Here is a 14,388-nt window from a genome sequence, read left to right as displayed (position 1 = left end):
AACATCTCAAACAATGAAAAAGACTATTCTTTCAGCCATATTACTTGCACTTCTCTTAATGGGATGTAAGGAAGACGCCGGCATTATCTACAACGACGGTGCAAGAGTGCAACTCACACAGTCCACTGATGACTACTCATACTCATTTGTCTGGAGCGATGAGACAACAAAGAGCCAAATTATACGCATTCCTGTAAGGGCCATCGGAGGGCCAGCAGACCGCAATAGGTATGTAAAAATTGAGCAAGTTACCGAATACGATGTTGAATATAGCTATGATGCCATGGGCAATGTCGTAGACTCTACAGTGACCGAACGTCCGGAGAAAGCTGTTGCAGGGGTTCATTACGCCGCCTTCAATAGTGCAGAGACAATGCCGCTACAAGTGATAAGGGCAGGACGTGTGACCGACAGCATCGGCATCAAACTTCTGCGCGACACATCACTGCTTGAAGGCAATTTCCGTCTGCGCATCAAACTCGCAGCTAACGAAGACTTCGATATCGGCGAGAGCAAATGGCTCGAACGAACAATCGTAGTGGCAGACCGACTTGAAAAGCCATCCAACTGGAACTATACCACAACCTACTATCTCGGCGACTACAGCAAGACGAAACACGAGCTGATGATAGAAGTCTACAAAGGAAAGGTTGATAACGAGTGGGTAGAGAAAGCCAACAACTCTTCTTCATTTGCCGTATATTGGAGAGGAAAGTTTGCCGAGGCTCTCGACATCTTCAACTCCAATCCCGACAACATCGAGTCTGGCAAAGCCCCTATGCGTGAGGATCCCAACGACCCTAACAGCAAGCTCATCACATTCCCCACAAAAATATAATCAAACAAGCTATACATTATGGAAAAGTCTAAATACTTTCTTCTCGCTACAGCGATGCTGACTCTCGCAAGCTGCTTCTCTGACGAGGGCAACTACGATTACGACGCTCCACTGGTGATCAACGTCGAAGGGATAGAAAAGTCGTACTCTGTCAGCCCTACTGGCGACATACTGCAAATAAACCCGGTCATCAAACCGGCAGGACGCGACTACGACTGCTTCTGGACTGTCACGTCGGCTTCAGCCACTTGGGGCGACAAGGTGGACACCATTTCAAGAAGCCAAAACCTCGAATACAAGATAAACCTTGACATGGGAGCATACAAGCTACGGTTCAACGCCAAGGACAGGCTCACTGGAGTGTTCAGCTATACTGAATACGACCTCAGTGTCACCACTGACATGGAAACTGGATGGTGGATACTGAAAACCATCGACGGCAACACCGACATCGACTTCTTCTCAAACGAAAAAGCAAAGCCTGACGTGATAATGAATGCCAACGGACAGAGACTCAACGGTGAGGCGCTGAACGTTGACTACACGTCAAACTTCTGGAAGTTCAATGCCGACAAGCAAACAGACGAGCGTGTGTCTGCCGTGTTTGTGGCAAGCAAGGGCGACATTGCGGCTCTCGACTACTTCACCGGACGCATCATCAGCAACTACGACCAGCTGTTTGTCGACGCTCCGGCAAAACACGAGGTAAGGGGCATGTTCACTGGTCCATCGGATACTCATGTGTATGTTGACGGACACATCTACACCATGTACCACTCGAAATACAGCATTTACAACCAGTTTGTCATAAAGGCTTTGGGCGACTACGACATTGCACCACAACACCATGCTGCAGGCTCGTTGCCGTTGCTTTTCAACCGTGCCAACAGTTCCTTCTGCAGCGTGAGCCGCACCTCGTCCACCATCGACTATTTCAAGAACAGTTCTCCGTCGCCCATCCAGATGAACATGGACCTTGAGTATATCGGTGGTAAAACCACTGCCTCATGGACACAGGGCGACATGGCTCTGGCCCTCATGAAAGGCAAGACAGACGGAAAACACTATCTTCTGCAACTCGACGGACAGCCATACACCATGGACTATAACCCCATCTGGGACGTAAAGGAGATGCCGGCAGACCTCGGCCTCTACAAGGCAGAGCACCGCGCGCTCAACCAGAACAACAACATCGTTTACTACTCCATCGGAAACGTGATCTACTCCTGCAACCTCGACAACTGGGAAGAGGCAAAGGCTGACGTTACATTAGCTGACGGCGAGGAGATAACATACATGGAGTACCTGAAGTACGCTCCCTACGGCTACAACGAGACATGGTTTGACTATCTGGTCATCGCCACATCCAAAGGCGACTCCTACAAACTTTGCCTACACCCCGTGGCTGCCGGCCGCATCCAGCCTGCTCAAAAGACCCTAGAAGGCAAGGGTAAGGTGCAGAGAGCATGCTACATGCGCCAGGAAGACGGCTATGTATACACTTCCACACTGTTCTAACCGATTAACACAACAGTACTTATGAAAATCATTTGTTCGCTTCTCGCAGCCACACTACTCTGTATGAAAGCCCACGCTTCGGTGACCATCATGGGCAACGTAGAGTCAGACGCGGGTAAAACCATAGCATTGTGCAAGTCAGAAAACGGCTACAGCATGACCTTGGCTTCGGCATGTGTGGCTCCCAACGGCACTTTCACCTTAGAGACCGACATCCAGGATGAAGGCTACTACATGCTCACCAACGAGATTGGAGTGAAACACGCCCTCTACCTCACTCCCCTGGCTAAGGTGACAGCCGATTTCAGCAACACTATGCTTAAGGTAAATAGCGGATATAACACGGCCGCGGCTCTCTTCCCGAAATGGGAGGAGGCCGTAGGCATGCCGTTACTCCATGCATACAGGCACACTATGGTGCCAGGTGCCTCGACCGCAGACGCAGAGACATTCAACTCCGAACTGTCCAATATGGAATTCATGGCAAACAAAATAGCCGGAAATGAAATTACCGGAAAAGCCGGATTATTGTTGAAGCTTAAGGCAAGGGCTGACTTGAGTTTCGTAAAGATGGCGTATGGATTGAGCAACGCCGGCCAATGGTGTGACTCACTCACCTTGGTTTCCATATTCAGACAGGCTGAGCAACTGTTTCTTGACGATAACTTTCTCTCCCTACCCTATGCTCCCGACATGCTTTCCGTATACATCAACGGCATGGCGTATTTCAAACATATCGACAAGGACGACTATGTCGGAAGAGCTGCCTTGCTCGCCACTCCGAGACTAAGAGAGGCATACCTGTGGCATACCGCCCAACAACTCAGATACTACGAGCAATTGTCATCACTCGTCGATGCTGTCGACCCTTCCACACTCTCAGGCGATTTCTCCGTCCACATTCTTTCCGTGGAACAAAAGCTGCAATGGTCAAAGCCTGGCAAGAATGCCACCACATTCAGCGGAGTGACACCTGAAGGAACGACAGTTTCGCTCGACGACTTCAAAGGCAAGGTGGTGGTAATCGACACATGGGCCACTTGGTGCGTGCCATGCATCAAGATGATGCCCCATTTCAAGCGTCTGGCCAAGGAACTTAGCAATCCGAATGTGGTGTTTCTCAGCGTCTGTCTTGGTACTTCCGTTGAAATAGACCGATGGAAAGACATAGTGAAGAAACATCAGCTTGAGGGCAATTTGATATTCATTAGCAGCTGGACCAAGGGGTTTGCTAATGACTATCGTATCACAAGCGTCCCACGCTTCATAGTAATCTCAAGAGAGGGGAAAGTCGCGTCTTTTGCCGCTCCAGCTCCTAATACACCCCAGCTAAAGCGACTTATAATGTCACTCATATAGACTACTCATGTTGTTTTTAATATTTCACGGTGCAAAAGTACGACATTTACTCGACTCTTACAAAGTATATAACGAATAAAAAATGAATATCGGGATTACTATTCAGCTCTCACGACACAACAATTGTTGCGGTGCGTTGGATGCCAAAATGAGGAAAGAAAGTGAAATAGAATGTATTATAGAATAGTAAACTCTTGATAACGGGTGATACACCCAACTCCTACGAGGCGGAAGAAAATTATTTTTCATATAGAAACCGGACGAGATATACTCCCGTCCGGTATTATTTTTATCCAATAAAAAAGATAAATGGATATTTTATCCGCCAAAATTGTCGTACATGATTGACTCGGGTTCCACGCCGAGGCTGTCGAGCATAGACACTACGGCCTTCGACATTGGGCCAGGACCACACATGTAGTACTCGATGTCCTCAGGTGCCTCGTGATCCTTCAGGTAGGTGTTGTACATCACCTGATGAACGAAGCCTGCGGTGTACTTCACGCCTGCGGCATCGGCAGCAGGGTCGGGACGGTCGAGGGCGAGGTGGAAATGGAAGTTGGGGTATTCCTTCTCCAGTCCGAGGAAGTCGTCGAGATAGAACACTTCGTTAAGGGCGCGTGCGCCATAGAAGTAGTGCATCTCACGATCGGTAGTGTGCAGGGTCTTGGTCATGTGCATGATCTGAGCGCGCAGAGGAGCCATACCGGCACCACCACCTACCCAAATCATCTCGCGATTAGAGTCGAAATGAGGATGGAAGTCGCCGTAAGGTCCACTCATCACTACCTTGTCACCTGGCTTCAGGGTGAAGATGTATGATGAGGCGATACCTGGATTTACTTCCATAAAGCCGCTACGGTCGGGCTTGAACGGCGGTGTGGCGATGCGCACGGTGAGCATGAACACGTCGCCCTCGGCTGGATAGTTTGCCATGGAGTAGGCGCGGATGGTAGGCTCGGTGTTGACACACTTCAGCGGGAAGAGGCCGAACTTCTGCCATGCGGGCAGATACTCGTCGCCGATGAGCGACTTGTCGATGTCCTTGTCGTAGTCGATAGTGAATGCCGGAATCTTGATCTGTGCGTATGAGCCTGGAAGGAAGTCCATGTGTGCTCCCTTTGGCAGCTGCACCTTGAACTCCTTGATGAAGGTGGCTACGTTTTTGTTTGAGATGACCGTACATTCATACTCCTTCACTCCGAGCACGCTTTCTGGCACACGGATATTCATGTCGCTCTTCACCTTGCACTGGCATCCCAATCGCCAGTTGTCCTTTATCTCCTTGCGTGTGAAGTGAGGCTTCTCTGAGTCGAGAATCTCTCCACCTCCTTCGAGCACCTGCACCTTACACTGTCCGCAGCTTGCCTTTCCGCCACAAGCAGAGGGAAGGAAGATGCCGTTTTCGTTAAGAGTAGTCATGAGGCTTGAGCCTTGTCCTACGGAGATTGTGCGGTCGCCGTTGATTGTGATGTTCACGTTTCCGCTTGGCGAGAGATATTTCTTCGCCACGAGCAGAAGTATGACGATAAGCAGTATCAAGACGAGGAATACTGCGATACTTACTGTTATAAACATAATTATCTTTCCTCCTTTTCTTTAGATTTTTAGACCTGAGAAGCACATCATGGCCATCGCCATTAGTCCTACCGTGATGAATGTGATGCCGAGTCCTTGGAGCGGCTTTGGCACGTCGCTGTATTCCATCTTCTCGCGTATGGCTCCCATGGCCACGATGGCAAGTGTCCATCCGAGTCCACTACCCAATGCAAACACGAGGGCATCGACTACTGAGCCTATGTACTGTGTGTTTGAGGGGTCGAGATTAACGCGCTGCTGCATAAACAGCGAGGCTCCCATGATGGCGCAGTTAACGGCTATCAGCGGGAGGAAGATGCCGAGAGCTGCATAGAGTGAAGGCGAATAGCGCTCTACTATCATCTCTACAAGTTGTACGATGCCGGCAATGACGGCAATGAACAGGATGAAGCTGAGATATGAGAGGTCGACACCGTCAACGAGACAGTCGGGACCGAGCACCTTGGTCTGAAGGAGGTAGTCTACGGGCACCGTTACCATAAGCACAAAGGTGACGGCAAGTCCCAGACCCAACGATGTCTTCACATTCTTCGAAACGGCAAGAAACGAACACATGCCGAGGAAGAAGGCGAACACCATATTGTCCACGAATATGGACCTGAAAAATAGACTTATTGCATGTTCCATAACTTATTTCTCCTTATAAAAATATGCACGATGTACCCAGATAACGCATCCCAGAAGGATGAGCGCCATGGCGGGCATGGTCATCATACCGTTGTTGACATAACCTAAATCGTAAACGGCATCGGGCAGGATTTGGAATCCTAACAGCGAGCCGCGACCGAAAAACTCACGCACGCCACCAACGATGACGAGAATCATGGCATAGCCCAGTCCGTTGCTTATACCATCGATAAACGATGGCCATGGCTTGTTTTGCATGGCGAAGGCTTCAAGACGGCCCATGAGGATACAGTTGGTGATGATAAGTCCCACATATACCGAGAGTTGTACGCTCACATCGTAGGCGAAAGCCTTAAGCACCTGGCTCACTATAGTCACCAACGTTGCCACTACCACGAGCTGCACCACTATACGGATGCGTGTAGGTATGGTGTTGCGTATGACCGATATAATCACATTGGCGAAGGCGGTGATGACAGTCACTGCCAGTCCCATCACGATGGCTGGCTCGAGCTGAGCCGTAACTGCGAGGGCTGAACATATTCCAAGCACTTGCACCAATATCGGATGGTCGAGGTTCAGCGGTTTGCTAAACACTTCCTTGTTCTGTTTTGAAAATAAGCTCATAGTTTTTTTTACTTAAGATAACTCTTATACTTTTCGAACGACTCTTGGAGCATGAGTGACACACCATCTGAGGTGAGGGTGGCACCTGTGACGGCGTCGCACTCCGACTCGGGATTCTTTACATCGCTCTTCTTTTTCACGGCTATCACCACCTTTCCGTCAACAGAATATACTTTCTTGCCGCGGAACTGGTCTTGCCATGCTCGCGAATCCTTGATTTCGGCTCCAAGGCCAGCGGTTTCAGACTCGTGATTGAAATAAGCTCCGAAAATGGTGGTCTTGTCGTCGTCGAGGGCTACATAACCCCATATCGGGCCCCATAGTCCCATGCCGCGCACAGGCACAACCACTTTTTTATTACCGTCCACCTCACACTGGTAGAGTGTAAGTCCTTCGCCTACTGTATTTTCGGCTTTCACCACTTCCTGATATTTAGCCTCTGCCTCACTGTCAGACACGTCGCGTATGTTTAGCGATGCAAGTATCTGCTTCTTCTTGTCCAAAGCCACATTCACATCCTGCATAGGCTTGAGAGTCTGGTAGATGAAGGCTAACAGGAATGCTACGATGACTACCATCACCGTACTATATAAAATAATGTAGGAATTCTTGTTTGTATTCATAATTCTTAATGTTTTTTAGGGGGAGATTTCTCATCCCTAATTTTTTACTCTCTTCGCCCTCTTTCTGATATTTGCGTCTACCACATAGTAGTCAATGAGCGGTGCCATCATGTTGCCGAAAAGAATGGCAAGCATCATTCCTTCAGGGAATCCGGGATTCATAACACGAATGATGACGGCCAGTGCACCTATGAGGAAACCGTAGATATACTTACCGCAGTTGGTGCGGCAGGAGGTAACTGGGTCTGTAGCCATAAATACTGCACCGAAGGCAAAACCACCATAGCAAAGATGCTCATACCAGGCGATAGACTGTCCTGTTTGCTCAAAGATTATGGCCAACAGGCTTCCGCCTACAAACACGCTGAGCATGGTGCGCCATGAGGCAATGCCGGTCCAAAGCAGTATGGCGGCTCCAATGGCTATTGCCACCACGCTTGTCTCTCCCACAGAGCCTGGTATGAAGCCGAGCACGGCATCACATGTCTGTGCACTCACGGGAGTGCCGGCTGCAATCTGTCCAAGCGGTGTGGCTGCAGTAAAGCCATCGGCGAGATTATTGCCAAGACCGAAGATTGTACTGTCTGCCACCCAAACGGTGTCGCCGCTCATCTTTGTGGGATAAGAGAAGAATAGGAATGCGCGCGCCACGAGTGCCACGTTAAAGATGTTCATGCCGGTACCGCCAAATATCTCCTTGCCGATGATAACGGCAAAGGCTACGGCAATGGCAATCATCCATATAGGGCATCCCACAGGAAGAATCATCGGGATGATGATACCCGAAACGAGATAACCCTCCTGTATCTCCTCACCTTTCCACTGTGCCCAGGCAAACTCTATGCCCAAGCCCACAATGTAGCTGACGAGAATCTTGGGCAAAACGGCAAGCACGCCATAGAAGAACACCTCGCAGAAATGAGCCTCGGCAAGTGTGCCGGCTGCAAGGTAGTTCTGATAACCCACATTATACATACCGAATAGCAGGGCGGGCAACAGGGCTATCACCACCATGCTCATGATGCGCTTCGAGTCTATCGCGTCGTGGATGTGACATCCGCTCTTCGACGTGTCGTTAGGCACGTAGAGGAATGTCTCGAAACCATCAAACACGCTGCGGAAGGCGTGAAGTTTGCCGTCTTTCTCGAAGTTCGGCTTTATCTTGTTGAGATAATTTCGTAAAAAACTCATTTAATGTAATTTTTTAATTCTTAACTGTTTTCTTTTCTCAGCATGTCAAGTCCCTCGCGTACTATGCGCTGCAGTTCCAACTTTGAACTGTCGACAAACTCGGCAAGGGCGAAGTCCTCTGGACTTACCTCATAGATACCAAGCTGCTCCATGCGGTCGATATTGCCGGCAATGATGGCCTTCACGAGATACTCGGCGTAAATGTCCATAGGTATAACGCTGTCATACTCGCCACTCATGATCATGTGGCGCTGTCCTCCCTTCACACGGGCGTCGAGAGCATACTTTTTGCTACCGAATAGCCAAGAGAAATAGCTACGGTTTTGTGAGTACTGATTGAAACGAGGCATAATCCATCCAGCAAACTCATCAGCATTGTCGCCTTCAGGTATCACCGTCACCTCAGAGGAGTGAGCACCGAGATATCCCTCTCCCTTCACTACACGGCCAGTGAGCACATTGCCGTTGATCACACGCACCGAGTGGCTCTTATCGTATGTGTTGCTCAAAAGTGTCTGAAGCTCCTCGCCCACAAGCATGTCTACATATTGTGGCTGACGCACCTCACTGCCGCAAACAGCAACGGTACGGGTGAGCTGAACATGACCTGTGAGCAGCAGACGACCGAAGAAAATGACAGCCGACGGGTCTACCGTCCACACAATCTCTCCCTTGTTCACCGGGTCGAGATGATTCACCTGAACACCTACATTGCCAGCAGGACACGGCCCATCGAAAATGGTAACCTCCACGTCCTTTGCCTCAAGAAGAGCCTTTGAGGTCTGACGAGCTCCCACTCCAAGATGAGTCTTCGCAATAAGCGAGAGTGCTGTGAGACCAGTTTGCCATTCCTTTTCTTGTCCCTGAAGCTCAAACTCAAAGTCGGAGGCAAGGGGCTTGTCTCTCAATGCTGACACGAAAATGGCTTTCGGTTTGTCTGTCGGACATGCCACCACATCGTAAGGAAGCTGGTTGATGTAGCCAAAAAGGCCAGCCTCCAATAACTGGTTAATCACTTCGTCACCACTCATGCGGTCGACATTCTTCACACCATAGTCAACGTACTCCTGCTTGTCGTCGGCCTCGACAACAATGCCCAGCACCTTGCGGCGGTCGCCACGCACTACGGCGGTCACCTTTCCGCTTACAGGAGAGGAGAACTTTAGCTCGGAACAATTTTTGTTGATGAACAATGCGCTACCAGCCTTGACATGGTCGCCTTCCTTCACAACCACCTTTGGGGTCACCCCCACAAAGTCTACAGGAGAAAGGCAATACTTTCCGTTCGACTTCAGCTGTATCTTCTTCTTCTCAGCCTCGCCGGAAAGCTTTATGTCTAAACCTTTACGCAATTTGATAATATTGACCATATTTTAATAAGGTTTAATAAAAACTTCACTATTTCGCTGCAAAATTACACAAAAATGCCTACATTCAGAAGAAAATCATACCAAAAATGAAACCAATTGCGCTTTTTTTTGTAATTTTGTAGCGAAATAGACAAACAATAGCAACATTTGTAAACTCGATATTCCAAAATTGAATAAATTTAAGAGCATCATAAAACACTTTACCAACATCGTGGTTTGGACAATGGTCACCTTATATATTTTGGTGGCCATCATACTGCATATACCTCTTGTACAACAAACCATGGGAAAAACCGTGGCAAAAGCCATGGCTGACAAAATAGGCTCCAAGGTGACCGTAGGAAACATTGACCTCGGCATGCTAAACAGAATCATCATTGACGATGTCGTCATACTCGACCAAAACGGAAAAGAAATGCTCAAAGCGGCAAGAATAGCTGCAAAAATTGACATTGTAGACTTACTCGAGGGAAAGGTGAACATCACATCGGCACAACTATTTACGCCACAGCTCTCTCTATACAAAACGGCAGAAAACGAGAAGACAAACTTCCAGTTCGTTCTCGACTCTCTCGCCTCGAAGGACACCACACAGGGAAAACCTATAAACCTCGAAGTGGCTTCGTTCATCATGAGACACGGATCCTTGGCATACGACCAATATGACAAAGCCCGCACTTCTGGAAAGCTGAACATTTACCATATAGACTTAAAAAACATAAACATATACGCATCGCTCGATGCCCTCACACCCGACTCCATAATAGCCAACGTAAGAGAATTTTCGCTGGAGGAAAAATCAGGACTGAAAATCAAGGACATCTGTTTCGCACTCAACGCAAACAAACAAAAAACCACACTTACAGACTTCTCTCTCGAACTTCCGAAATCGAGACTATGCATACCCAAACTCTCTGCCACATACAAGCACAACGGAAAACATATAATTCCTGCCACACTAAAATTCAATGGCACGGTGGAGAACTCGACCATAACACCTGCCGACCTTGCGTTTCTACTGCCAAAACTGAACACGTTTAAAAGCCACATAAACCTTTATGCGCAGTTCAGCGGAAACAGCACATCACTAACAATGAAAAGACTGAATGTAAAGTCTGACAACGGCGATATAAACCTCGACGCAAAGGGATGGATAAAGGAAAACGGAAAAAGAAAACTATGGTATGCCGACATCAGCAAACTCGAACTCGCTCCTGAAATATCGGTGTTCATTTCTGAAAACATTGAGGGTAAAACAGTGGAAGTGCCCGAAATGCTCAAAAAATGCGGCAACATACATATCGTGGCTACTGCTGCATCAACCAACAGCGGCGGAATAACTGCCAAGGGAAAAGTCAGGACCAATGTGGGTGAAATGATTCTTAGGATTGCTATCGACAATAATAAACAATTCAACTCACACATCTACACTCAAGGCATAAACCTACAAAGACTCATCGGCGACAAAAGACTCGGCGAGGTCGCAGTAGACGTCAACCTGAATGGAAAGCTGAAACCGGGAATCACAGCCTCGTGCAAAGGAGAAGTGTCGCGATTCAGCTATGAAGGCTATAATTTCAGCAACATAAACCTCGACGCTCATTATTCATCACAAACCATTGCGGGAAACATTGCTGTGGACGACCCGAACATAAAGTTTGAGGCGGAAGGAGAAATGACAAAGAAGGGAAAGAAAAAACTATACTCACTCAACGTAATTATCGACGACATCTGCCCAAAAGCCATCCACATCACCGACAAATGGGGAGACGCACGATTCACTACAAGCCTCAACGCCGACATCGTGGCTTCTGACATAAACGACTCGAAAGGCTCGCTCAATATCAGCAACTTCTGCATGACTTCGGCGGAAGACACTTGCGTGATAAACAATATCGAAATACTTACAGGATACAACCACAACCGACACAACATCCTATTTAATAGCGACTTCGGTAATATTGAACTCAACGGAGAGTTCAACTATGGTACACTGCTGAAAAGCATGGCAAACATCATTGGAGAAAAACTCCCCACTCTGCCCGGACTGAAACACGACAACAGAACATTCGGCAATTCCTTTGAACTAAGCGCCAACATCCGGTCGACAAAATGGCTCAAACCGCTGCTCGGCGTGAACCTCGACATAGAGACACCGCTCGCCATCAACGCAAAAATGGACGACAAAAGCAAACTCATTTCGCTGAGCGTGGACATCGACAGGTTCACATTCAACGACAAACTCTATGGCAACACGCATTTCTATCTCGACACACCGCTCGACACTCTGAAACTCAAAGCTAAGATAACAAAGGAGATGAACAATGGCGACCTCATGGACCTGAAGGCCGACTGCTCCGCCGCCGACAACAAGCTCTCGACATCGATAAAGTGGGACAACGGAAACTCTGCGAAAAGACTTCTCGGAGAACTGAACTCCATAGCCACCTTCTTCACCAACGAAAACGGCGAAAAGGCTGCCTCTATAGAAATCATCCCGTCGCATATCAATATAGGTGACAAACAATGGGAAGTGGCTGCGTCGAAAATAGACTACAGGAAAAACTTCATCGACGTGGAACAATTCAAGATTGAACACGGACAACAGCACATACTCATCAACGGAACCGCCTCAGACAACACCAACGACTCACTGTCAATAGATCTCAAGGCGGTGGACGTGGACTACGTGCTCAACCTCGTCAACTTCCATTCCGTAAGCTTCAGCGGCGAGGCATCGGGAAGGGCTTACGTGGTAGCTCCTTTCGGAAAATTTGACGCTCACGCAAAACTCAACGTCGACAAATTCCTGTTTGAAGACGGAAGAATGGGCGTGCTCGACGCTAACGTGAACTGGAACCGGGAAGAAAAACAGATAGACATCCATGCCACTGCCAACGACGGCCCCGACGCAAAGACACACATCAACGGATATGTATCGCCCGCAAGAAACTATATAGACCTCGACCTTAGGGCTGACGGCACACACATCGACTTCCTGCACTCGTTTACCAATAGCTTCATAAGCGAAGTGACAGGACAGGCCAGGGGAAGACTAAACCTCGTGGGACCGCTCGACAATATCAACCTCGTAGGGCAGATGACCGTGGACGGCGAGGCTCATATCAGACCTCTCAACACACGATATTTCCTTAAGAACCAAACTGTGACACTCATTCCCGACGAGATAAAACTCGACGGGGTAACAATAGCCGATGCCTACGGAAATCTTGGCCACATCAGCGGAAGCCTGTTCCACAAGCATCTCACCCGCCTTTCATACGACCTGAACATAAAGGCAGAAAACCTTCTCGCCTACGACTTTCGCGACTTTGGCGACAACACCTTCTACGGCACCGTGTTCGGCACTGGCAACGTGGCCATAAAAGGCCGCAGCGGACTCTTTGTGATGGATGTGGATGTAACACCACAGCCAAACTCCTCCTTCACCTACAACGTCTCGTCACCCGACGCCCTCTCATCACAAGGGTTTATTGAATGGGACATGAAAGATGAGTCTTTGGAGGGAAAAGGTTTTTTGGAGGGAAGAGGGAAGAAGGTAGAGGGTAGTGAAAACACTCTTCAATCCTCTATAAATCTCTCCTCCGACATGTACCTCAACTTCTCCATCAACTGCACACCCGACGCAACCATACGACTGCTCATGGACGCAAACACTAACGACTATATCACTCTCAATGGTAATGGAGTAATACGAGCCACTTATTACGACAAAGGAGCATTCAACATGTACGGAACATACACCGTAGACCACGGAACCTACGGCATTACGATACAAAACATCCTGAAAAAGAACTTTACATTCAACCAAGGAAGCACCTTAGTGTTCGGAGGTAATCCGTTTGACGCCCAACTAAACCTTCAGGCCGTACATACAGTAAACGGAGTGAGCCTCGCCGACCTTAATGTCGGCAACAGTTTTTCCAACAACACAATAAGGGTAAACTGCCTAATGAACATTGGCGGTATAGCAAGAGCTCCACAAGTGAACTTCGACATCGACATGCCTACGGTAAGCACCGACGAAAAACAAATAGTAAGAAACATTATAAATAGCGAAGAGGAAATGAACCAACAGGTCGTTTACCTGCTCGGTATAGGAAAATTCTATCCTCAAACAAACAACAACTCAAGAACTCAAGGGAGCGGACAATACAGTCAGACATCGCTCGCCATGCAAAGCCTTCTTTCGGGCACCATCTCCGGACAGATAAACTCCATTCTCGGTTCGGTGATAAAAAGCGACAACTGGAACTTCGGTGCTAACATCTCGACAGGCGACGAGGGATGGAACAACGCTGAATACGAAGGATTACTCAGCGGCCGACTGCTAAACAACAGACTGCTCATAAACGGACAATTCGGCTACCGCGACAATGCCGCCACCGCCAACACCTCATTCATTGGCGACTTCGACATCAGATACCTCCTCACTCCCAACGGCAACATCGCCTTAAAGGTATACAACCAAACCAACGACCGCTACTTCACCAAGTCCAGCCTAAATACTCAAGGCGTAGGACTGATAATGAAAAAAGATTTTACCAATCTCCGCGATTTGTTTGGGAAGAAGAGGAAGAAGGGATCGAGGAAAGAGGAATAAGAAAAGTTCAAG

10 protein-coding genes are annotated in these 14,388 nt (G+C 48.4%); 4 read left to right on the top strand and 6 right to left on the bottom strand.

Going from position 1 to position 14,388, the window contains the following annotated elements; genetic code table 11:
* The first annotated feature begins 13 nt into the window (after positions 1–13).
* Genes CIK98_RS08390 through CIK98_RS08380 form a run of 3 tightly spaced genes read left to right on the top strand, consistent with a single transcriptional unit; the run spans position 14 to position 3,715 of the window.
* Entirely contained in the window at positions 14–838 is an 825-nt protein-coding gene (locus tag CIK98_RS08390) for a DUF4843 domain-containing protein (protein WP_094383790.1), read from the top strand.
* An 18-nt stretch (positions 839–856) separates the two neighbouring features.
* Positions 857–2,356: a PKD-like family lipoprotein gene (locus CIK98_RS08385; RefSeq protein ID WP_094383789.1), complete on the top strand. Its 1,500-nt coding sequence runs from the start codon at positions 857–859 to the stop codon at positions 2,354–2,356.
* A 21-nt stretch (positions 2,357–2,377) separates the two neighbouring features.
* Positions 2,378–3,715, top strand: a complete 1,338-nt coding sequence (locus CIK98_RS08380) for a TlpA disulfide reductase family protein (protein WP_094383788.1) — start codon at positions 2,378–2,380, stop codon at positions 3,713–3,715.
* A gap of 318 nt (positions 3,716–4,033) precedes the next feature.
* Here CIK98_RS08380 and nqrF read toward each other — a convergent pair whose 3' ends face one another.
* The 6 genes from nqrF to CIK98_RS08350 are packed head-to-tail and all read right to left on the bottom strand — an operon-like array spanning position 4,034 to position 9,752.
* Positions 4,034–5,293 (bottom strand): NADH:ubiquinone reductase (Na(+)-transporting) subunit F, encoded by a 1,260-nt coding sequence (gene nqrF / locus CIK98_RS08375; RefSeq protein ID WP_094383787.1) that lies wholly within the window; start codon positions 5,291–5,293, stop codon positions 4,034–4,036.
* 21 nt (positions 5,294–5,314) lie between these two features.
* Complete coding sequence (gene nqrE / locus CIK98_RS08370; RefSeq protein ID WP_094383786.1) at positions 5,315–5,941, bottom strand: NADH:ubiquinone reductase (Na(+)-transporting) subunit E; 627 nt, start codon at positions 5,939–5,941, stop codon at positions 5,315–5,317.
* 3 nt (positions 5,942–5,944) lie between these two features.
* Complete coding sequence (locus CIK98_RS08365) at positions 5,945–6,568, bottom strand: NADH:ubiquinone reductase (Na(+)-transporting) subunit D (protein WP_094383785.1); 624 nt, start codon at positions 6,566–6,568, stop codon at positions 5,945–5,947.
* An 8-nt stretch (positions 6,569–6,576) separates the two neighbouring features.
* Complete coding sequence (nqrC, locus tag CIK98_RS08360) at positions 6,577–7,191, bottom strand: NADH:ubiquinone reductase (Na(+)-transporting) subunit C (RefSeq protein WP_094383784.1); 615 nt, start codon at positions 7,189–7,191, stop codon at positions 6,577–6,579.
* Between the two features lie 36 nt (positions 7,192–7,227).
* Positions 7,228–8,382, bottom strand: a complete 1,155-nt coding sequence (locus CIK98_RS08355) for an NADH:ubiquinone reductase (Na(+)-transporting) subunit B (protein ID WP_094383783.1) — start codon at positions 8,380–8,382, stop codon at positions 7,228–7,230.
* Positions 8,383–8,402: 20 nt separating this feature from the next.
* A complete protein-coding gene (locus tag CIK98_RS08350) occupies positions 8,403–9,752 on the bottom strand; it encodes a Na(+)-translocating NADH-quinone reductase subunit A (protein ID WP_094383782.1) in 1,350 nt (449 codons plus the stop codon).
* Between the two features lie 169 nt (positions 9,753–9,921).
* On the opposite strand from CIK98_RS08350, the gene CIK98_RS08340 reads away from it, so the two are divergent.
* A complete protein-coding gene (locus tag CIK98_RS08340) occupies positions 9,922–14,376 on the top strand; it encodes a translocation/assembly module TamB domain-containing protein (RefSeq protein ID WP_141210475.1) in 4,455 nt (1,484 codons plus the stop codon).
* Positions 14,377–14,388: the final 12 nt, after the last annotated feature.

It is taken from the genome of Prevotella sp. P2-180 (assembly GCF_002251435.1).
GTDB lineage: Bacteria > Bacteroidota > Bacteroidia > Bacteroidales > Bacteroidaceae > Prevotella.
The sequence above is the reverse complement of the archived record's forward strand: the minus strand, read 5'-3'. Positions and strand labels throughout refer to the sequence as shown.